General features: G+C 71.1%; 18 protein-coding genes. 11 read left to right on the forward strand and 7 right to left on the reverse strand.

Going from position 1 to position 21,239, the window contains the following annotated elements:
• Window positions 1-10: 10 nt before the first annotated feature.
• Window positions 11-652: a lipoprotein gene (locus AB0L33_RS17755; RefSeq protein WP_365682344.1), complete on the reverse strand. Its 642-nt coding sequence runs from the start codon at window positions 650-652 to the stop codon at window positions 11-13.
• Window positions 653-776: 124 nt separating this feature from the next.
• Here AB0L33_RS17755 and AB0L33_RS17760 point away from each other — a divergent pair, with 124 nt between their 5' ends.
• The 5 genes from AB0L33_RS17760 to AB0L33_RS17780 all read left to right on the forward strand — a co-directional run bounded on the left by AB0L33_RS17760 (window position 777) and on the right by AB0L33_RS17780 (window position 9,187).
• Window positions 777-2,588: an ABC-F family ATP-binding cassette domain-containing protein gene (locus AB0L33_RS17760; RefSeq protein ID WP_365682346.1), complete on the forward strand. Its 1,812-nt coding sequence runs from the start codon at window positions 777-779 to the stop codon at window positions 2,586-2,588.
• Between the two features lie 90 nt (window positions 2,589-2,678).
• Entirely contained in the window at window positions 2,679-4,376 is a 1,698-nt protein-coding gene (locus AB0L33_RS17765) for a PQQ-binding-like beta-propeller repeat protein (protein WP_365682348.1), read from the forward strand.
• A gap of 241 nt (window positions 4,377-4,617) precedes the next feature.
• Window positions 4,618-6,471, forward strand: a complete 1,854-nt coding sequence (locus tag AB0L33_RS17770) for a PQQ-binding-like beta-propeller repeat protein (protein ID WP_365682350.1) — start codon at window positions 4,618-4,620, stop codon at window positions 6,469-6,471.
• Between the two features lie 57 nt (window positions 6,472-6,528).
• Window positions 6,529-8,373 (forward strand): PQQ-binding-like beta-propeller repeat protein, encoded by a 1,845-nt coding sequence (locus AB0L33_RS17775; protein ID WP_365682352.1) that lies wholly within the window; start codon window positions 6,529-6,531, stop codon window positions 8,371-8,373.
• Between the two features lie 121 nt (window positions 8,374-8,494).
• Entirely contained in the window at window positions 8,495-9,187 is a 693-nt protein-coding gene (locus tag AB0L33_RS17780; RefSeq protein ID WP_365682354.1) for a LuxR C-terminal-related transcriptional regulator, read from the forward strand.
• 30 nt (window positions 9,188-9,217) lie between these two features.
• Here the strand turns inward: AB0L33_RS17780 and AB0L33_RS17785 are convergent, their stop codons facing one another.
• Both AB0L33_RS17785 and AB0L33_RS17790 read right to left on the reverse strand, forming a co-directional pair.
• Window positions 9,218-9,496 (reverse strand): hypothetical protein, encoded by a 279-nt coding sequence (locus tag AB0L33_RS17785; RefSeq protein ID WP_365682355.1) that lies wholly within the window; start codon window positions 9,494-9,496, stop codon window positions 9,218-9,220.
• 15 nt (window positions 9,497-9,511) lie between these two features.
• Window positions 9,512-11,182 carry a sodium:solute symporter family protein gene (locus AB0L33_RS17790; RefSeq protein ID WP_365682357.1) on the reverse strand — a complete coding sequence of 557 codons (1,671 nt, stop codon included), beginning with the start codon at window positions 11,180-11,182 and terminating at the stop codon, window positions 9,512-9,514.
• A 237-nt stretch (window positions 11,183-11,419) separates the two neighbouring features.
• Between AB0L33_RS17790 and galT the strand changes: the two genes are divergently transcribed.
• From galT to AB0L33_RS17810, 4 genes are all read left to right on the forward strand, one after another.
• On the forward strand, window positions 11,420-12,463 hold the full coding sequence (galT, locus tag AB0L33_RS17795) for a galactose-1-phosphate uridylyltransferase (RefSeq protein WP_365682359.1): 1,044 nt from the start codon (window positions 11,420-11,422) through the stop codon (window positions 12,461-12,463).
• Complete coding sequence (galE, locus tag AB0L33_RS17800) at window positions 12,460-13,440, forward strand: UDP-glucose 4-epimerase GalE (RefSeq protein WP_365682361.1); 981 nt, start codon at window positions 12,460-12,462, stop codon at window positions 13,438-13,440. Before galT ends, galE begins: the two co-directional genes overlap by 4 nt.
• Window positions 13,437-14,606: a galactokinase gene (gene galK / locus AB0L33_RS17805; protein WP_365682362.1), complete on the forward strand. Its 1,170-nt coding sequence runs from the start codon at window positions 13,437-13,439 to the stop codon at window positions 14,604-14,606. The genes galE and galK overlap by 4 nt, the downstream gene beginning before the upstream one ends.
• Before the next feature lie 259 nt (window positions 14,607-14,865).
• Window positions 14,866-15,669: a response regulator transcription factor gene (locus tag AB0L33_RS17810; protein WP_365682364.1), complete on the forward strand. Its 804-nt coding sequence runs from the start codon at window positions 14,866-14,868 to the stop codon at window positions 15,667-15,669.
• On the opposite strand, the gene AB0L33_RS17815 is transcribed toward AB0L33_RS17810, so the two are convergent.
• Window positions 15,628-16,125 carry a MarR family transcriptional regulator gene (locus tag AB0L33_RS17815; RefSeq protein WP_365682366.1) on the reverse strand — a complete coding sequence of 166 codons (498 nt, stop codon included), beginning with the start codon at window positions 16,123-16,125 and terminating at the stop codon, window positions 15,628-15,630. The two genes, AB0L33_RS17810 and AB0L33_RS17815, sit on opposite strands and share 42 nt — an antisense overlap.
• Window positions 16,126-16,213: 88 nt before the next feature.
• On the opposite strand from AB0L33_RS17815, the gene AB0L33_RS17820 reads away from it, so the two are divergent.
• Complete coding sequence (locus AB0L33_RS17820; protein ID WP_365682368.1) at window positions 16,214-17,014, forward strand: trans-aconitate 2-methyltransferase; 801 nt, start codon at window positions 16,214-16,216, stop codon at window positions 17,012-17,014.
• A complete protein-coding gene (locus AB0L33_RS17825; RefSeq protein ID WP_365682370.1) occupies window positions 17,011-17,376 on the forward strand; it encodes a VOC family protein in 366 nt (121 codons plus the stop codon). The genes AB0L33_RS17820 and AB0L33_RS17825 overlap by 4 nt, the downstream gene beginning before the upstream one ends.
• 60 nt (window positions 17,377-17,436) lie before the next feature.
• On the opposite strand, the gene AB0L33_RS17830 is transcribed toward AB0L33_RS17825, so the two are convergent.
• The 3 genes from AB0L33_RS17830 to AB0L33_RS17840 form a co-directional block, all read right to left on the reverse strand.
• Window positions 17,437-19,194 (reverse strand): VCBS repeat-containing protein, encoded by a 1,758-nt coding sequence (locus AB0L33_RS17830; protein WP_365682566.1) that lies wholly within the window; start codon window positions 19,192-19,194, stop codon window positions 17,437-17,439.
• Window positions 19,195-19,396: 202 nt separating this feature from the next.
• Window positions 19,397-20,083 carry a TetR/AcrR family transcriptional regulator gene (locus tag AB0L33_RS17835; protein ID WP_143620829.1) on the reverse strand — a complete coding sequence of 229 codons (687 nt, stop codon included), beginning with the start codon at window positions 20,081-20,083 and terminating at the stop codon, window positions 19,397-19,399.
• Window positions 20,080-21,063, reverse strand: coding sequence for a fatty acid desaturase (locus tag AB0L33_RS17840; RefSeq protein WP_365682371.1), 984 nt, complete (start codon window positions 21,061-21,063; stop codon window positions 20,080-20,082). Before AB0L33_RS17840 ends, AB0L33_RS17835 begins: the two co-directional genes overlap by 4 nt.
• Window positions 21,064-21,239: the final 176 nt, after the last annotated feature.

Raw genomic sequence — 21,239 nt, forward strand, 5'->3', positions numbered from 1 at the left:
GTACGGGCGGTCAGCCCACCCGTACCGACTGCTTCGCCAGCTCGTACGCCGGGAGCATGCCCCCGTGCTCGTCCGAGTCCAGGCCGCCCAGGTGGACCACGACCGGGCCCTCGGGGGTGGCCAGGGCGAACGCGTGGGCGGGGCGGTCCTCGTCCATGAGGTCGCTGTGGGCCGTGTACGTCACCTCGGTCAGCCGCTGCCCGCCGCTCGTGTCCTCCCTGTACGCGGCCCCGGAGGCGTTCTCGTCCGCGCCGACGAAGCCCTTCAGCGCCTCGCGCGGGGTCACGGTCGTGGCCTTCGCCCGCCACACCCGCAGGAAGCCGATGTGCCCGGCCGGTTTCGCGTCGATCTCGCAGGCCATGGTGACCGGGCCCTGCTCGGCCAGCTCGGCGAAGTCCGAGTCCGGGTCGATCTCGACGGCCTTCGGCTTCCAGTCCTTCGCCAGGTCGAAGGTCACCGGCAGCTCGCAGCCGGAGCCCGCGCCCCCGACCGTGCCGCCCTTGGCCGCGGTCCTCACCGCGGGCGCCGCGGATCCCTCCGCGGACTTCTCCGGCTTCGCGTCCCCGCCCGCGTCCGCGTCCGACGAACAGCCGGTCAGCGCGGCGGCGGCCAGCAGCACGGGCACCAGCCCGCGAACCGTACGACGTGTCATGACAATCCCACCCCTTGGTCGTGTGCGCGCAAGGTACACCGGGGCCGGACGGCCGCCCGTACGGAGGCCGGTGCGGCGGCGACTACGCTGGAAGGCCGGAGTCTTCCTCGCAGCTGGAGCGTTCGTGGCCGTCAACCTCATCAATGTCGAGCAGGTCAGCAAGGTGTACGGCACCCGTGCCCTGCTCGACGGTGTCTCCCTCGGCGTCTCGGAGGGGGACAGGATCGGTGTCGTCGGCCGCAACGGCGACGGCAAGACGACGCTGATCCGGATGCTCGCCCGGCTGGAGGAGGCCGACACCGGCCGCGTCACGCACAGCGGCGGGCTGCGCCTCGGCGTGCTCACCCAGCACGACTCGCTCGACCCCCAGGCCACCATCCGCCACGAGGTCATCGGCGACCTCGCCGACCACGAGTGGGCGGGCAGCGCCAAGATCCGGGACGTGCTGACCGGCCTCTTCGGCGGGCTCGACCTGCCCGGCTTCCAGAACGGCCTGGACACGGTCATCGCCCCGCTCTCCGGCGGCGAGCGGCGCCGGATCGCGCTCGCCAAGCTGCTCATCGCCGAGCAGGACCTGATCGTCCTGGACGAGCCGACCAACCACCTCGACGTCGAGGGCATCGCCTGGCTCGCGGGCCATCTGCGCGCCCGCCGCTCCGCCCTGGTCTGCGTCACCCACGACCGCTGGTTCCTGGACCAGGTCTGCACCCGCATGTGGGACGTCCAGCGCGGCACGGTCCACGAATACGAGGGCGGCTACAGCGACTACGTGTTCGCGCGCGCCGAACGGGAGCGGATCGCCGCGACCGAGGAGGCCAAGCGGCAGAACCTGATGCGCAAGGAGCTGGCCTGGCTGCGGCGCGGCGCCCCCGCCCGCACCGCCAAGCCGCGCTACCGCATCGAGGCCGCCAACGAGCTCATCGCGGACGTGCCGCCGCCGCGCGACACCAGCGAGCTGATGAAGTTCGCCAACGCCCGGCTCGGCAAGACCGTCTTCGACCTGGAGGACGTCACCGTCCAGGCCGGCCCCAAGACCCTGCTCCAGCACCTCACCTGGCAGCTCGGCCCCGGCGACCGCATCGGCCTGGTCGGGGTCAACGGCGCCGGGAAGACCTCGCTGCTGCGGGCGCTCGCCGAGGCCGCCCGCAGCGAGGGCGAGGTCCAGCCCGCCGCCGGGCGGATCGTCGTCGGCAAGACCGTCCGGCTCGCCTACCTCTCCCAGGAGGTCCACGAGCTGAACCCGGAGCTGCGGGTGCTGGAGGCCGTCCAGCAGGTGCGGGACCGGGTGGACCTCGGCAAGGGCCGCGAGATGACCGCCGGACAGCTCTGCGAGCAGTTCGGCTTCGCGAAGGAGAAGCAGTGGACGCCCGTCGGCGACCTCTCCGGCGGTGAGCGGCGCCGGCTCCAGATCCTGCGCCTGCTGATGGACGAGCCCAACGTGCTCTTCCTCGACGAGCCGACCAACGACCTCGACATCGAGACCCTGACCCAGCTGGAGGACCTGCTCGACGGCTGGCCCGGCTCCATGATCGTGATCTCCCACGACCGGTTCTTCATCGAGCGCACCACGGACCGGGTCATGGCCCTGCTCGGCGACAAGTCGCTGCGGATGCTGCCGCGCGGCATCGACGAGTACCTGGAGCGCAGGCAGCGCCAGGCCGGGACGCCCGCCCCCGCCGCACCGGCCGCCGCCCAGGCCGCCGCCCCGGCACCCGCGGTCTCCGCGCAGGCGGCCCGCGCGGCCAAGAAGGAGCTCCAGAAGGTCGAACGCCAGCTGGAGAAGATGTCCTCGCGCGAGACGACCCTGCACGCGCAGATCGCCGAGAACGCCACGGACTTCGAGAAGGTGGCGAAGCTCGACGCCGAGCTGCGCGAACTCGTCGCGGAACGCGATGTGCTGGAGATGCGCTGGCTGGAACTGGCCGAGGACGCCTGAGCGTCGTTACGTGTGGGGCGGGTGGTACAAAGAACCCTTGCCCGGTGCGGGCCAGGTCCGTGCCACTTTCACCACAGGGGGACGGGTCCGATGAGCCAGCCGCCCGGACAGCAGCCGCCGCAGGGCGAGTTCGGAGCACCGTACGATCCGGCGACCGGTCCGTACACCCAGCCACCGGCCCGGGCCGGCTACGGCTATCCGCCACCGGGGCCCGGACAGCCCCGGCCGGGCCCGTACCACCAGCAGCCCGGCCCGTACACGCAGCCGGGGCTGCACCAGATGCCCACCCAGCAGTACGCGGCGCCCACGCCCGGCGGGGAGCCCGGCCGGGGCGGCCCGTTCCGGGGCCGGACCGCGAAGATCGTCGGGGCGGTGCTCGCCGTGGCGCTCCTCGCGGGCGGCGGGATCTGGTTCGCCACCGGCGGCGGGGACGACGACAAGCCCCTGGCCGGACCCACCCACTCCGCGAAGCCCACCGCGGCGCCGTCACCGACCAAGGGCGGGGCCACTGGGGAGCCGGTGGTCAGCCCCGAGGAGGAGGCCCGGACCATCAACGCCGGGGCCAAGCCCGGTGACGCGAAGGTCGCCTGGATCCAGAAGGGCGGCGTCGACCTCCCGCGCAACGGCGAGGACCAGTTCGGCCCCTGGCTCGCCGGGGACGTCGTCGTCCGGGCGCTGTTCAACACCGTCTCCGGCTACTCGGTCTCCGACGGCACCCGGAAATGGAACCTCCGGCTGCCGGCCAAGATGTGCTCGGCCCCCTCGCAGCCCACCGCCGACGGCAGGATCGTCCTCGGAATCCGGCACGACACCGCCGCCGACGCCGAGTGCGACACGCTCCAGATGGTCGACCTGAGGACCGGCAAGGCCGGCTGGCGCAAGTCGTACGCCCGCACGGGCCTCTGGGACGGGCTCTCCGACCTCGCGATGTCCATCAACGGCGACACCGTGACCGTCGGCCGCACCAGCCGGACCGAGGGCTTCCGGGTCAGCGACGGCAAGAAGCTCTTCGGTGAACGCCCCGGGAAGTGCCAGCCGTTCGGCGTCGCCAGCGGCCCGGTCGCCATCGCGGCCGTCAGCTGCCACACCGCCGACGACCAGTACAAGGACCAGCAGCTCCAGCGGATCGACCCCGCCACCGGCAAGGCGCTGTGGACGTACCGGCTGAAGAAGAAGTGGGAGGTCGCGCAGATCTACTCGGTCAGCCCGCTGGTCGTCTCGCTGAAGCAGCCGGACGACGCCACCAAGTGGGCCGTTCTCGTCCTCAACGCCGACGGCACCTACCGCTCCCAGCTCTCCGGTGGACCGGGCGACTACCAGGTCAAGTGCGAGCGGGACATGACGTCGCTCGGCCGGAACCTGGACAACTGCGTGGGCGTGACCGCCGACGCGAACACCTTCTACATGAGCACCAAGTACGGCGAGTTCGGCGCGCTCCACGCCAACAAGGTGGTGGCGTTCGACCTGGCCACCGGCAAGTTCCGCTGGTCGGCCGACTCACCGGCGGGCCAGGCCGTCACCCCGCTGCGCACCGAGGGCGGCAAGCTGCTGATGTACGTCCACGCGGTCAAGGGCAAGGGCGGCGGGATCGCCTCCCTCCCCTCCACCGGCGGCACCCCGCAGTTCGTGCAGCGCCACCCGGCGTCCGGCGCCGACCTGGAGCGCGGCATCTACGAACCGCGCATCGTGTACACCGGAGGACGCGCCGTGCTGACGCCCTCGCGGCTCAGCGGCATCGAGGGCGACGACGAGGTGGAGGCGCGCTCCGTGGTGGTCTTCGGCGGCTGACGGTCCGAAGCATCACAGCGGCATCACAGCCCGGTCCTCCCTTGGGAACAGGGGTGGACCGAACCGGAGGGCGCCCCCGGGCGGGTGGTACAAAGAAGTCCCGCTCGACTGACGTGACACTGCGGGATCCATGCCCGATTCGCTCCATTCCGTCGTGTTCCAGGGGGCCTTGCCCCCGGTGCCGACGGGATCGCGGGGGAGTCCGGAACGGGCACCGGACCGCACGAAGGGGGACGTGCTGATGACCCAGCCGCCCGGACAGCAACCGCCGCAGGGAGGCTTCGGCGCTCCGCAGGAGCCGCCGCACGGGGTACCGCAGCCGCCCCAGGGCCCGCCGCAGACCCCGCCGCCGCCCGCCGCGCCGCCGACCCCGCCGCCCACGCAGCCGGGCTACGGCTACCCGCAGCAGCCGGGCCCGTACGACAAGCCGCAGCAGCCGGGGCCCTACGGCCAGCCGCAGCAGCCCGGCCCCTACGGTCAGCCGCAGCCGGGCCCGTACAACCAGCAGCCCGGCCCGTACGGTCAGCCGCAGCCGGGCCCGTACGGCCAGCAGCCGCAGGCCGGTTACGGCTTCCCGCCGCAGCAGCACCCCGGCGCGCCCGTGCCGCCCGGCCCGAACGGCCCCGGCGGCGGCAACCCGTTCAAGCGCAAGCCGGCCATGATCATCGGTGCCGCCGTCGCCGCGCTCCTGGTCATCGGCGGCGGCGTGTACTTCGCGACGAGCGGGGGCGACGGCGACGACGACAAGCCGGTCGCCAAGAAGAGCGAACAGGTCAAGAAGCCCACCGGCTCGCCCACCGTCGACAAGGGCGACGGCAACGGCACCGGCCGGGAGGAGGACGACGACCTCAACAGCGGCCGCAAGGACGGCGAGGCCAAGGTCCTCTGGCTGCAGAAGAACGACGTCGACCTCCCGCGCAACGGCGCGGACGTCTACGGCCCCTGGATCGTCGGCGACACCATCGTCAAGGGCATGTACCGCACGGTCTCCGGCTACTCGGTCGCCGACGGCAAGCAGGCGTGGACGCTGAAGCTGCCGGCCGACATCTGCTCCGCGCCCGAGCAGACCACCGCCGACGGCAAGATCGTCATCGCGATCAAGAACGGCACCACCGACAAGGCCGACTGCTCCGCCCTCCAGCAGATCGACCTCAACACGGGCAAGGCCGGATGGAAGAAGGAGGTCAAGAAGAGCGGCCTCTTCGACATGATGTCCGACCTCTCCATGGCCATCAGCGGGGACACCGTCACGGCCGGCCGCACCGGTGCGTCCAACGCCTTCCGGGTCAGCGACGGCAAGGAGGTCTTCGGCAAGCGGAGCGGCAACTGCCAGCCGTTCGCCTTCGCCGGCGGCCCCAAGCTCATCGCCGCGGTCAACTGCCGCACCGACGACGTCGAGAACCCGCAGCAGGAGATCGAGGAGCTCGACCCCAGCACCGGCAGGGCGAAGTGGACCTACAAGCCCGCCCGCGGCTGGGAGGTCGACAAGGTCTACTCGGTGACCCCCCTCGTCGTCTCCCTCACCAAGGGCGACAGCAGCGAGGACAAGAAGTGGAGCGTCATCGCGCTCCGCGAGAACGGCACGCTGCGCTCCCAGCTGTCCAGCGAGAAGGGTGACAAGTTCTCCCCGGACTGCGGCGGCGGTTTCACCATCTTCGGCCAGCAGCTCCAGGGCTGCGTCGGCGTCGCCGCCGACGCCAACACCTTCTACATGTCGACGACGGACGACACCAGCGGCTCCGCCCGCACCAACAAGGTCGTCGCGTTCAACCTGAACACCGGCAAGACGAAGTGGAAGGCGAACTCCCCCGCCGAGCAGACCATGGAACCGCTCGGCATGGAGGGCGCCAACGTCCTGCTCTACGTCGACGGCGGCTACAGCAAGGGCGGCGGCATCGCGACCCTCTCCCCGGCCGGCGGCAGCCCGAAGATGGTGCTCCAGCACCCGGACTCCACCTCGGAGATCGAGCGCTCCTTCTACAACCCGAAGATCCTGTACGCGGACGGGCGTTCGTTCATCGCGAGTGGACGGGTCAGCGCGGGCAACGACAAGGAAGAGCTGGAGACGAGCACCATGATGGCCTTCGGCAACTGACGGCTCACCCCGTCCGGACGAACCCGACCGACCCCCTTCCCCGAGGTACGCAACGCCATGACCCAGCCGCCCCAGCAGCCGCCCAACGACCCGTCCCAGGGCGGTTTCGGCGCGCCGCAGGACCCGCCGCCCGGCGGTTTCGGCGCCCCGCAGGACCCGCCCTCCGGTGGCTTCGGCGCCCCGACCCCGCCGCCGCCCCCGGGCCCGCCCCAGCAGCCGCCGACGCAGCCGGGCTACGGCTTCCCGCAGGGGCAGCCCGCCCAGCCGCCGACGCAGCCGGGCTACGGTTTCCCGCAGGCCCAGCCGCCCCAGCCGCCCACCCAGCCCGGCTACGGCTTCCCGCAGCAGGGCCAGCAGCAGCCGTACGGCTACCCGACCGCCCCGATGCAGCCGGCCTACCCGACGCCGCCGCAGGGCGGGGGCGGGGGCGGGAAGAAGTTCTCCACCCAGGCCCAGATCATCGTCGCGGCTGTGGTCGCCGTCGCCCTGATCGTCGGCGGCGGCATCTGGTACGCCTCCAGCGGAGGCGACGACAAGAAGGACGAGGCGGGCTCCTCCGCCGGCACCTCCGGCGAGAACAAGGGCGGCAAGGGCGACGACGGCGGGAAGGGGGGCTCCACCGGCGGCAAGGAGAAGGCCCCGGCGAACGTCGACTCGGCCGTCGGCTTCCAGCTCCCGCAGCCCAAGGTCACCGACGTCACCACCGTCGACGGCTCCTGGGTCACCGACAAGGCCTACGTGAAGTCGGGCATCAACGAGGTCGTCGGCTACGACCTGGACAAGGGCACCAAGCTCTGGTCGATCCCGCTGGACGGCCAGGTCTGCGGTGCCTCGCGGCACATGTCCAAGGACTACAAGACCGCCATCCTCTTCGAGGAGGGCAAGCGCACCACGGCCAAGAAGTACCAGAGCTGCACCAAGGTCGGCGCCCTCGACCTGGCCACCGGCAAGCTGCTGTGGAGCAAGTCGGTCGTCGCCTCCAACGGCGGTGACGAACCCATCCGCTTCGACGAGGTCACCCTCAGCGGCACCACGGTCGCCGCCGGCGGCTCCCGGGGCGGCGCCGCCTTCAAGCTGGACACCGGCGCCGAGCTGTGGAAGCCGAAGGTCAGCGCCGACAACTGCTACGACGCGGGGTACGGCGGCGGTGAGGCCCTGGCCGTCGTCCGCAAGTGCGGTACGTACGACGAGCCGCAGCTCACCATCCAGGCGCTGAACCCGACGACGGGCGCCCCGCTCTCCTCGTACAAGATGCCGCCCGGCGTCGACTACGCGAGCATCGTCTCCACCAAGCCGCTCGTCGTCGCCGCCGACGTCGGCGACACCGCGGGGGACGGCAGCAGCATCTCGGACTTCTTCTCGATCGACGAGGCCACCGGCAAGCTGAAGATCCGCATCTCCGCCGACGCCGAGAAGTACGCGGCCAGGTGCGGTTCCACCGAGGTCGAGCAGTGCCAGCACCTCGCCGTCGGCAACAACCGCCTCTACCTGCCGACCGAGGAGCACGAGGGCACCGGCGAGAGCTTCAGCCGGACCAACGAGATCGTCTCCTTCGACCTCACCACCGGCAAGCAGACCGGCGACCGGGCCGACGCGGGCGAGAAGTTCACGATGTTCCCGCTGCGCATGGACGGCGGCAACATCATCGCGTACCGGGAACCCCCGTACGACAAGGGCGGTGAGATCGTCTCCATCGACGGCAGCACCTTCAAGCAGACCGTCCTGATGCGCAACCCGTCCGACGAGGCCGTCCGGGACGCGGAGACCAGCTTCTCCGCGGACTACGCCGAGTTCCGCTACGAACAGGGCCGCTTCTTCATCTCCGAGACGATGATCAGCGCGCCGCGCAAGAGCTCGTTCAACGAGAAGGAATACCTGGTGGTGTCCTTCCACACCAGCTGACCGCGCATCACGTGTGGGGGTGGAACCGGCCGGTTCCACCCCCACACGCGTACCCGGCCGTGTAACTTGCAGGCCCTGGAAGGCCGGGGGGCCTTGGCCGGTGCGACGGGGGGATGGGGCGATGGGTGTCCGGCTGATGGTGGTGGACGACCACCGACTGCTCGCCGAGGCGCTGGCCTCGGCGCTGAGACTGCGCGGCCACCGGGTGCTGGCCGCCGCCGCTCCCACCACCGGGGCGGCGGACCTCGTCGTCGGACGGGCCCCGGAGGTCTGCCTGTTCGGCACCGCGTCGCCCGCCGTGCCCGGCACCTTCGACCCGGTCGTCCGGATCAGGCGCGAGCGCCCGCAGACCGCGGTGGTCGTGCTCGGCCCGGTCCCCAGCCCGCGCGGGATCGCCGCCGCGTTCGCGGCCGGGGCCGCCGGTTACGTCCGGCACGACGAGCGGATCGAGGGGGTGGAGCGCGCCATGGTCAAGGCCAGGGCCGGGGAGGCGGCCATCGCGCCCCAGCTCCTCCAGGGCGCCTTCGCCGAACTGCTCGACCCGGTCGCCCAGCCGGACGACGAGGGGCGCAGGCTGCTGCGGCTGCTCACCCCGCGCGAGGTGGAGGTGCTGGTCCGGGTCGCGGAGGGGGAGGACACCCGGCTGATCGCGGTCGGGATGCGGATCGCGCCGAGCACCGCGCGCACGCACGTCCAGCGCGTCCTGATGAAGCTCGGCGTCGGCTCCCGCCTGGAGGCCGCCGCCCTGGCCGCCCGGACCGGGCTGCTGGACCGGGCGGCGGTGACCCGGCAGGGGCCGGACCCCGTCGGCTGACGGGGTCCGGCCCCTGGCGGGTGCGGCGGACTAGTCCTCCGGTGCGTGCTCCGGGGCCTGGGCCGGGCGCAGCTTCATCCAGACCAGGAAGAACAGGCCGAGCGCCAGCATGGCGAGACCGGTCCAGAGGTTGATGTGGACGCCCTGGGCCTTCTTCAGGTCCTCGTCGGACGGGCTGATCCCGGCGATCGTCACGATGATCCCGTAGACCACGAAGAGGCCGCCGATGATCCGCCGGATGTCGAAGAGGCGGGCCGCCGTGGCGGACTTCTGCTCCAGGTCGGAGACTTCCTTGTGCAGGTCGGACATGGTGGGTGGCTCCGATCAGAACGAGTAGGGGACGTAGCACAGGGCGGCGAGCACGATGGCTCCCCAGCCCAGGAGCGCCGGCCTGCGGTACCAGGCGCTGTCGCCCTCTTCGGGCACCTCGGGAGCGCCCGGGGACTCGGTTCCGTAGACGAGGCCGGCGAGTTCGGCCTCGGGCTTGGGAGCGGTGAAGAGCGTGACCGCGACCATGACGACCGCACCGGCGACGAAGCCGACGATCGCGGAGACGAAGTTGGCGCCCTGGTCGCTCGGGATGTCGATGACGCCCTGCTTGTAGATGACGAAGTAGTTGACCATCGCGGCCGTGGTGCCCGCGAGCAGGCCCCAGACACCGGACTTCATCGAGGCGCGCTTCCAGAACATGCCGATGATGAAGACGACGAAGAGCGGGACGTTGAAGAACGAGAAGAGCGTCTGGAGGTAGCTCATGATGTTCGAGAAGCTGGCGGCGATGAACGCGGTGCCGATGGAGGCCAGCACGCCGAGCGCCGTGATCAGCCGGCCGAAGCGCAGGTAGTACGCGTCCGACTGGTCCTTCTTCACGTACCGCGCCCAGATGTCCGTGGTGAACACGGTGTTGAACGAGGAGACGTTGGCGGCCATGCCCGCCATGAACGCGGCCAGCAGACCGGTCACCGCGATGCCCAGCACACCGTTGGGCAGCAGCTCGCGCATCAGCAGCGGGATCGCGTCGTTGTACGTGGTGCCGGAGCCGTCGGTGCCGATGTTCGGCACGATCGCGGCGGCGACGAGGCCCGGGATCATCACGGCGAAGACGATGAACATCTTCGGGAACGCGGCGATCAGCGGGGTGCGCTGGGCGGCCGAGAGGTTCTTCGCGGACAGGGCGCGCTGCACCTCGGCGAAGTTCGTCGTCCAGTAGCCGAAGGACAGCACGAAGCCGAGGCCGAGGACGATCGTCAGCCAGTTGGCGCCGAGCGGGTTGGCGTCACCGATGCCGGTGCCGCCCCAGGCCGACATGAAGTTCGAGCCGTGCTTCGACGTCAGGGAATCACTGAGCCCGTCCCAGCCGCCGACGCGCTTGAGACCCAGCAGGGTAAGCGGGATCAGCGCGGCGAGGATGACGAAGAACTGCAGCACCTCGTTGTAGATCGCGGAGGAGAGCCCGCCGATCGTGATGTAGACGAGGACGAAGAGGCCCGCGACGACGATCGCGACCCACTGCGGCCAGCCGAGGAGCGCCTCCACGACGATCGACAGGGCGTACAGGTTGACGCCCGCGATCAGGATCGCCGAGAAGGCGAAGAGTATGGAGCTCAGCAGGTGCGCGGACTTGTCGAAGCGCTGGAGCAGGAACTCCGGCACCGAGCGCACCTTCGAGCGGTAGTAGAACGGCATCATCACGAGGCCGAGGAAGACCATCGCGGGGATGGCGCCGATCCAGTACCAGTGCACGACCGCGACGCCGTACTGCGCGCCGGTGGCCGCCATGCCGAGGATCTCGGTGGCGCCGAGGTTCGCCGCCACGAAGGCCAGACCGGTCACCCATGCGGGCAGTGACCGTCCGGAGAGGAAGAAGTCGAGGCTGGTCTTGACGCTCGCCCGGGCGGCGAAGCCGATGCCGAGCACCACGACGAAGTAGATCGCCAGGATCGTGTAGTCGAGCCCGTTCGTGGGGAGCCGGAGCCCTGCTGCCAGGTATTGCATGTGGGGGTCTCGCTTCGTTGCGCGAACTGAACTCGAAGGAAACTACGCTCTTGTGTTCGGAAAGTGAACAGTCTCAGAGAGGTTCTTTGTTTGTTTGTGATCGTATTGCCTGAATCACAGGCTTCAAGCGGTCACGATCCGCCTCGTACGGCCCGTCTGCCCCCGATCCGCGACTCATTGACGCATCTGTTGACTTGTGGTTCATTGTGTTTGCTTATGTTTGGTGGGAGGAGTCTGGTGAAGAAGACGGTTACGACGCTCGCCGACGGCCGGGAGCTGATCTACTACGACAGCCGCGACGACCTCGTGCGCGAGGCCGTCGACACGCGCCCTCTCGACGCCGTCTCCACCTCGTCCGAGATCCGGCGCGATCCCCTGCTCGGCGACAGCGTGGCCATCGCCTCGCACCGCCAGGGCCGGACCTACCACCCGCCCGCCGACGAGTGCCCGCTGTGCCCCTCGCGCGAGGGCCGGCAGAGCGAGATCCCGGAGCCCGACTACGACGTCGCCGTCTTCGAGAACCGCTTCCCCTCGCTCGCCGGGGACTCCGGCCGCTGCGAGGTCGTCTGCTTCACCTCCGACCACGACGCCTCCTTCGCGGACCTCACCGAGGAGCAGGCCGGACTCGTCCTGGACGCCTGGACCGACCGCACCGCGGCCCTCGCCCGGCTCCCGCAGGTCAAGCAGGTGTTCTGCTTCGAGAACCGGGGCGCCGAGATCGGCGTCACGCTCGGCCACCCGCACGGCCAGATCTACGGCTACCCCTTCGTCACCCCGCGCACCGAGCTGATGCTGCGCTCGATGGCCGCCCACCACGCGAAGACCGGCCGCAACCTCTTCGACGACGTGGTCGCCCGCGAGGAGGAGGACGGCTCCCGGATCGTGCTCGCCGCCGAGCACTGGATCGCCTTCGTCCCCTACGCGGCCCACTGGCCGTACGAGGTGCACCTCCACCCGCGCCGCCGCGTCGCCGACCTGCGGGAGCTGGACAAGGAGGCGCGCACGGAGTTCCCACAGGTCTATCTGGAACTGTTGAGGCGATTCGACCGGATCTTCGGACCCGGAGAGCCGCCGACCCCGTACATCTCCGCCTGGCACCAGGCGCCGTTCGGGGTTCCCGGGCGTGAGGACTTCGGGCTGCACCTCGAGCTTTTCACCATCCGACGGACCTCCGGCAAGCTGAAGTTCCTCGCGGGTTCCGAATCCGGCATGAGCGTGTTCATCAACGACGTGCCGCCGGAGACCGCGGCCCAGCGACTGCGAGAGGTAGCGAGCCAGTGAGCAAGACCCCGAAGAAGTACCTGGTCACCGGTGGCGCCGGTTACGTGGGCAGTGTCGTCGCCCAGCACCTGATCGAGGCCGGTCACGCCGTCACCGTCCTGGACGACCTGTCCACCGGCTTCCGCGAGGGCGTCCCGGCCGGGGCCGACTTCATCGAGGGCCGCGTCCAGGACGCCGCGAAGTGGCTCGACCCCTCCTACGACGGGGTCCTCCACTTCGCCGCGTACTCCCAGGTCGGCGAGTCCGTCACCGACCCCGAGAAGTACTGGCTCAACAACGTCGGCGGGTCCACCGCGCTGCTCGCCGCGATGCGCGCCGCCGGGGTCCGCACCCTGGTCTTCTCCTCCACCGCGGCCACCTACGGCGAGCCGGTCACCAGCCCCATCACGGAGGCCGACCCCACCGCCCCGACCAGCCCGTACGGCGCCACCAAGCTCGCCGTCGACCACATGATCACCGGGGAGGCCGCCGCCCACGGCCTGGCCGCCGTCTCGCTGCGCTACTTCAACGTGGCCGGGGCCTACAAGGACTGCGGCGAGCGCCACAGCCCGGAGTCCCACCTCATCCCGCTGGTCCTCCAGGTCGCCCTGGGGCAGCGCGACTCGATCTCCGTCTACGGCGACGACTACCCGACCCCGGACGGCACCTGCGTCCGCGACTACATCCACGTCGCGGACCTGGCCGAGGCGCACCTCCTCGCCCTCGACGCCGCCACCCCGGGCGAGCACCTGATCTGCAACCTCGGCAACGGCAACGGCTTCTCGGTCCGCGAGGTCATCGAGACGGTCCGCGAGGTCACCGGCCACCCCGTCCCCGAGACCGCGGCCCCGCGCCGCGCCGGTGACCCGGCCGTCCTCGTCGCCTCCGCCGCCACCGCCAAGGACCGGCTCGGCTGGCAGCCGTCCCGCGCCGACCTGGCCGGAATCGTCTCCGACGCCTGGACGTTCGCCCGCCGAGAGGAGCCCACCGCACCATGACCGTGGACCACGCAGAGCTCACCGCTTCCTTCACCGAGCTGTACGGGAGCGAGCCCGAGGGGATCTGGGCCGCACCCGGCCGGGTCAACCTGATCGGCGAGTACACCGACTTCAACGACGGCTTCGTCATGCCGCTCGCCCTCCCGCACACCGCCCGCGCCGCCGTCTCCCGCCGCACCGACGGCGAACTGCGGCTGCACTCCACCGACGTGCCCGGGGGAGTCGTCCGGCTCCGCGTGGACGGGCTCACCCCGCACGAGGGCCACGGCTGGGCCGCCTACCCGGCCGGCGTCGTCTGGGCGCTGCGCGAGGCGGGCCACGAGATCACCGGCGCCGACATCCAGCTGACCTCCACCGTCCCCACGGGCGCCGGGCTCTCCTCGTCCGCCGCCCTCGAAGTGGTCACCGCCCTCGCGCTCAACGACCTCTTCGGCCTCGGGCTCGACGCGGCCGAGCTCGCGGTCCTCGCCCAGCGCGCCGAGAACGCGTTCGTCGGCGTCCCCTGCGGGGTCATGGACCAGATGGCGTCCGCCTGCTGCACCGAGGGCCACGCCCTGCACCTGGACACCCGGGACCTCGGCCGCCGCCAGGTGCCCTTCGACCTGGCCTCGCACGGGCTCCAACTCCTGGTGGTCGACACCCGCGTCAAGCACGCGCTGGGCGACGGGGCGTACGCGGAGCGCCGGGCCGGCTGCGAGGAGGGCGCCCGCCTGCTCGGCATAGGCACCCTGCGCGACCTGCCGTACGCGGAGCTGGACGCCGCCCTGGACCGGCTCGCCCAGTCCGGCGCGGACGAGTCCGTCGTGCGGTACGTGCGCCATGTGGTCGGCGACAACCAGCGCGTCGAGCAGGTCATCGCGCTGCTCGACGCGGGCGACGTGCGCGCGGCGGGCCCGGTCCTCACGGCGGGGCACGTCTCGCTCCGCGACGACCTGCGGGTCTCCTGCGTGGAGCTCGACCTCGTGGTCGAGGCGGCCAACGCGGCGGGGGCGCTCGGGGCGCGGATGACCGGGGGCGGCTTCGGCGGCTCGGCGATCGTGCTGGTCGAGGAGGCGCGGGCGGACGCGGTGACCAAGTCCGTCCTGGAGGCGTTCACCGCGGCCGGTTACGGCGTCCCGGGCGTCTTTCCCGCGGTGCCGTCGGCCGGGGCGCGCCGACTGGTCTGACCGGGGTCAGCCGCATTCCTTCGTGAGGGTGGTACTCCGTGAGGCCGCGCGGGCAGTTCTCGACCTGCCCGCGCACCTCGTATCCCCGCTTCCGGTGGAAGCCGGGGGCCTGGAAGTCTGTCTCAAGAGGGAACATGCGCCCCACCCTTGGCCGCAGCCCCGGACAAGTTCCGCCATTTTCCCCTTCACCCGGGCCCCCACCCGTACGCTGATGGACAGCGCGGCGGGGGCCTGCGTCGTGCGCCCCGTCACACACAGCATGGGGGTGTCTGTGGCCCGTATCCGGGTTCTCGTGGTGGACGACCACCGGATCTTCGCCGAATCGCTGGCCGCCGCGCTCGCGGCCGAGCCCGATGTCGAGGTGGCCGCGGCCGGGAGCGGCCCGGCGGCGCTGCGCTGTCTGGAGCGCGCGGCGGCCGAGGGCCGGGGATACGACGTGCTGCTGGCCGACGCGGAGCTGGGCGCCGTCGCGCCCGCCCGCGCCGGGGTGGGCCCGCTCCCGGTGCCCGCCCCCCGCTCCGCTCCCGGGCAGGCGGGACCGGTCGACGGGATCGCCCTCGTCGGCGCGGTCCGCGCGGCGCGTCCCTCGGTGCGCACGGTGGTGCTCGCCGAGAAGGACGACCCGGCCCGGGCCGCGCTCGCCCTTCAGGCCGGGGCCTGCGGCTGGGTCGCCAAGGACAGCTCGCTGCAACGGCTGCTGGCGGTGATCCGGGGGGTGCTGCGCGACGAGACGCATCTGCCCGCCGCCCTGCTGACCGGGGTGCTCCGCGAGCTGCTGGCCGACCGCAAGCACCGCACCGAGAGCGAGAAGCTGGTCGAGTCGCTGACCCCGCGCGAGCGCGAGGTGCTGCGGTGCATGGTGGCGGGCCTGGGCCGCAAGGCGGTCGCGGAGCGGCTCTTCCTGTCCCCGCACACCGTGCGGACGCACATGCAGAACGTGCTGGGGAAGCTGGGCGTGCACTCGACGCTGGCCGCGGTGGCGCTGGCGCGCCGGGCCGGGGTCGGCCCGGCCGAGCTGGGACTACCCGGGGACGTTGTCGAACGGGGCGGTCAACTGGCGTAGCAGCCCGGCCAGTTCGGCGCGCTGCTGGCGGGAGAGCTCGCCGAGGATGGCGCGCTCCTGGGCGAGGAGGCCGGCCAGCGACTGGTCGGCCTTGTCGCGGCCCTCGGCGGTGAGCCGGACGAGGACGCCGCGCCGGTCGCTGGGGTCGGGCAGCCGCTCGACCAGGTTCTTCTTGGTGAGGCGGTCGATGCGGTTGGTCATCGTCCCCGAGGTGACCAGGGTCTGGGTGAGCAGCTGGCCGGGGGAGAGCTGGTAGGGGGCACCGGCCCGGCGCAGCGACGTGAGGACGTCGAACTCCCACGGTTCGAGCTGGTGCTCGGCGAAGGCGATGCGGCGGGCCCGGTCGAGGTGCCGGGCCAGGCGGGAGACGCGGCTGAGGACCTCGAGCGGTTCCACGTCGAGGTCGGGGCGCTCGCGGCGCCATGCAGCGACCAGACGGTCGACCTCGTCCTCCATGTGGATCAGTGTAGATGGTCTGTCGACATGAAGTCTCTTGAATTCAAGTGTCTTGACATCAAGATATTCCCTGATCATGCTGGACCCCATGACCGCACCCCTCTGGGATCCGCAGCAATACCTGCGCCACGCGGATCACCGCACCCGCCCCTTCCACGACCTCCTGGCCCGCGTCCCCGACCCGCCCGGCCTGCCCGCGCCCCGCATCGCCGACCTCGGCTGCGGCGCCGGAAACGTCACCGCCCTGCTCGCCGAGCGCTGGCCGCACGCCCGGATCACCGGCTACGACAACTCCCCGCAGATGCTGGAACGGGCCCGCGCCCACGCCACGGAACTGCTGGACTTCGCCGAGGCCGACGCGGCCGCCTGGACGCCCCCGGAGCCGTACGGCCTGATCGTCTCCAACGCCCTGCTCCAGTGGGTCCCCGGCCACGCCGCCCGCCTGCCGCTCTGGCTGGACGCCCTGCTCCCCGGCGGCACGCTCGCCCTCCAGGTCCCCGGCAACTTCGACCAGCCCTCGCACGTCCTGATGCGCGAACTCGCGGAGTCCCCGCGCTGGCGCCCCCGCCTCGGCGGCCTGCTGCGCCACGCGGACGCCGTGCTGAGCCCCGCCGGATACCTGGACGCGCTGACCCGCCCCGGCACCACGGCCGACGTCTGGGAGACCACCTACCTCCACCTGCTCCCGGGCGACGACCCCGTCCTGGACTGGGTCAAGGGCACCGGGCTGCGCCCCGTCCTCACCGCCCTCGCCGACGACGACGAGGCCCGGGACGCCTTCCTCGCCGACTACCGCGACCTCCTGCGCACGGCCTACCCCAAGGGCCCGCACGGCACGGTCCTCCCCTTCCGCCGCATCTTCGCCGTCGCCCACCGGGAGGACCGGTGATCGCCTCGCTCGACCACGTCCAGCTCGCCGCCCCGGAAGGCAGCGAGGAAGCCCTGCGCGCGTACTACGGCGACGTCCTCGGCATGACGGAGATCCCGAAGCCACCCGTGCTCGCGGCCCGGGGCGGCTGCTGGTTCACCGCCGGCCCCGTCCAGCTGCACCTGGGCATCGAGGCGGACTTCCGCCCGGCCCGCAAGGCCCACCCGGGCCTGCGCGTCACGGACATCGAGGCGTACGCGGCCCGGCTGGCCGGGCGCGGCGCCGAAGTGGTCTGGGACGACGGCCTGCCGGGCCACCGCCGCTTCTACAGCCACGACCCGGTGGGCAACCGGCTGGAGTTCCTGGAGCCGGTGACCGGCTGAGCACACGACAGCGCCCCGCCCCCGCGACTGCGGGAACGGGGCGCCGTGGGTCACGCGGGCCTAGTACAGGCCGTTGTAGATGTCCCAGCCGTAGCCGATCTTGACGCGCTTCTCGATCTTGCCCGTGCCGGTGGACGAGTAGCGGTACACGTCGCCCTTGCCGTCGACGCCGACCAGGTCGGCGAAGCCGTCGCCGTCCAGGTCGCCGGGGGCGGCGAGCTGCTTGTACGTGTTGTAGCCGTAGCCGAGCTTGACGCGGGCCGAGAGCGGCTTGGTGGCGTTGCCCGTGCCCTTGTACAGGTACAGGTTGCCCTTGGTGTCGCGGGCCACGACGTCCGCGATGCCGTCGCCGCTGAGGTCACCGGCGCCGACGATCTTGTTGTACGTGTTGTAGCCGTAGCCGACCTTGACCTTGGCCGCGAACTTGGTGCCGAGCCCGTTGCCCTTGTACAGGTACAGGTTGCCGCTGGTGTCGCGGGCCAGCACGTCGCCCTTGCCGTCACCGCTCAGGTCGCCCGGACCGGTGAGGCTGTTGTAGACCTGCCAGCCGGAGCCGATCTCCTCGGCGCCGACCCAGAGGGTGCCCTTGTAGACCTGGAGGAGTTCGCCCCAGCCGTCGTTGTCCAGCGAGGACGCCAGCGACAGGCTGACCTGGTTCCAGCCGGTGTCCGAGCTGTCCAGCTGACGCGGGAAGAAGTTCTCGTTGTTCCGGCTCTGGTACCAGTACAGGCTGCCGCCCTTGGTACGCGCCTCCAGCTCCTGCTTGCCCCAGGCCGGGTTGCCGCCCGCGCCGACGAACAGCGCCGCCGCGTTCCAGCCCTTGCCGCCCTCGACGCGCGGCTCGAAGGTGCCGTAGCCGGTGGAGAGGTACGTGTAGAGCGCGCCGTTCGGCTTACGGGCGACGATGTCGCCGAGGCCGTCGCCGTCGAGGTCGTCGAAGCTGATCAGCTGGTTGTAGATGTCCCAGCCGTAGCCGACCTTGACGCGCGCCTTGAAGGGCTTCGCGGCGTCGCCGGTACCGGCGTAGAAGTACACGTCACCGGCGGGCGTACGGGCGATGACGTCGCCCAGGCCGTCGCCGTTGACGTCGTTGGCGCCCACGATCTGGTCGTAGACGTTCCAGCCGTAGCCCACCTTGACACCGGCCTTGAAGGGCGCGCTGTTCACGTTGCCGGTGGAGATGTAGACGTAGACGTCGCCGGAGGGCGTCCGCGCGATCAGGTCGCCGCGGCCGTCGCCGTCCAGGTCGCCGGGGGCGGAGACCTTGTTGTACTTCTGCCAGCCGTTGCCCGACCAGGTGACGTAGCCGGTGCTGTCCGCGCCCCAGCTCTGGTAGAGCGAGAGCTTGCCCGACGCCGACAGCGTCAGAACCTCGGCCATGCCGCCGCCGTCGAGGTCGCCCGGCGTGATGATGTCCTTGGCGGTCTCGTAGGGGTCGTCGCTGTTGATCGTGTACGGGTGCGAGCCCGAGGAGTCCATGGCGGCGTACAGGTTGCCGTCCAGACCCCGGTAGAGCATGTCGGTGTAGCCGTCGCCGTCCAGGTCCCCGCGCGGCTTGGCCGGGACGACGGAGGACGGGGACTGGGTGCCCGCCACGCCCGAGGCGCCGGACTTCTTCGCCGTGCGCTTCGGCAGGCTGAGCGTCGGCTGACCGCCGAGCTCGGGGGTGAACTGCGCGGTGGCGCCGCTCGGAGCGGGCGCCGAGTCATCGGCCGAAGCCGGGGCCGCCAGCAGCATGCCGGCGGAGAGAACGAGTGCGGTGCAGGCCGCGATCCGGCTCGCGCGCTTCGAGCGCACGACGAAACGGCCGGGTTCCACAGAAGTCAAAGCCCCCCCAAGGGGTAAGTGGTGGAACCGGGGCAAACGCTTTCACGGGCACGTTACGTGCAGGGTGAAGCATTCCCGGGATGTTCACAGACTCTACAACTGCGCACCCCGGGACTGAAGTGGTTTAGCGATGGATCAAGATTGCGGCTTGGCCACACTCGCCGGCCGAACCGGCCCGCCCCCCGACGGGCCGTCAGCTCTTGCGGTGCCCTATCAGCCGCGGCTTCGACTCCAGGTTCTCCAGACCGTGCCAGGCCAGATTCACCAGATGGGCCGCGACCTCCGCCTTCTTCGGCTTGCGCGCGTTCACCCACCACTGGCCCGTCAGCGCCACCATGCCCACCAGCGCCTGCGCGTACAGCGGGGCCAGCTTCGGATCGAAGCCCCGGGCCTTGAACTCCAGGCCGAGGATGTCCTCGACCTGGGTCGCGATGTCGCTGATCAGGGAGGCGAAGGTGCCCGTCGACTGGGCGACCGGCGAGTCCCGGACCAGGATGCGGAAGCCGTCGGTGTACGTCTCGATGTAGTCCAGGAGCGCGAACGCCGCCTGCTCCAGGAGCTCCCGGGGGTGCCCCGCGGTCAGGGCGCCGGTCACCATGTCCAGGAGCTGGCGCATCTCCCGGTCCACCACGACCGCGTACAGCCCCTCCTTGCCGCCGAAGTGTTCGTAGACGACCGGCTTCGACACCCCCGCGCGGGCCGCGATCTCCTCGACAGACGTGCCCTCGAAGCCCTTGTCGGCGAACAGGGTGCGACCGATGTCCAGCAGCTGCTCGCGGCGTTCCTTCCCGGTCATCCGCACCCGGCGGGCCCGCCGGGACGAAGGTGCACGGGTGTTCTCGCTGCCTGCGCTGGAGTCGGTCGCCACATCGTCCATCATGCCGCGTCGGCCGCCGCGCGCTTGCGCCGGGACTCGATACGGGCCTCGTCCGGCCAGCGCACGTCGTACGCCCAGCCGGCCTGCTCGAACCAGCGGATGAGGCGCGCACTCGAATCGATCTGACCGCGCATCACGCCGTGCCGCGCGCTCGTCGGGTCCGCGTGGTGCAGGTTGTGCCAGGACTCGCCGCAGGACAGGACCGCCAGCCACCACACGTTGCCGGACTTGTCGCGGGACTTGAAGGGGCGCTTGCCGACCGCGTGGCAGATCGAGTTGATCGACCACGTCACGTGGTGCAGCAGCGCCACCCGCACCAGCGATCCCCAGAAGAACGCCGTCGCCGCACCCCACCAGGACATCGTCACCAGGCCGCCGACCAGCGGCGGGATCGCCAGCGAGACGATCGTGAAGGTCATGAAGTGGCGCGAGATCCGGCGGATCGCCGGGTCCTTGATCAGGTCCGGCGCGTACTTCTGCTGCGGCGTCTGCTCCTCGTCGAACATCCACGCGATGTGGGCCCACCACAGCCCCTTCAGCAGCGCCGGCAGCGTCTCGCCGAACCGCCACGGCGAATGCGGGTCGCCGTCAGCGTCCGAGAACCGGTGGTGCTTGCGGTGATCGGCCACCCAGCGCACCAGGGGACCCTCCACAGCCAGCGAACCGGCCACCGCCAGGGCGATGCGGAGCGGACGCTTCGCCTTGAACGAGCCGTGCGTGAAGTACCGGTGGAAGCCGATCGTGATGCCGTGGCAGCCGATGAAGTACATCGCCACCAGCAGGCCCAGATCGAGCCAGCTCACACCGCGGCCCCAGGCCAGCGGCACCGCCGCCACCAGGGCCACGAACGGCAGGACGATGAACAGCAGGAGCGCGATCTGCTCGATCGACCGCTTGTTGTCCCCGCCGAGCGTGGCGGAGGGAAGAACCGGATCACCGGCCGCCGGTGCGGCGGCCTCGATCACATCGGGGCTGGTCTTCATGGGGAGTCCCCTGGGGGTGAGAACGGGACGGACAGCCGGGTTACGCACCCGTAACCTACGGCTTCGTAAGTATGGCAGCGCGGAGGCCCGCCCACGAGAGGGCGAAACACCGCGCACAGACGCGCGAATACCGGGTAGACACACACCGCGTACCCCGACCGGACCCCCGGCGCACA

This window comes from Streptomyces sp. NPDC052299 (assembly GCF_040679335.1).
Taxonomy (GTDB): Bacteria; Actinomycetota; Actinomycetes; order Streptomycetales; family Streptomycetaceae; genus Streptomyces.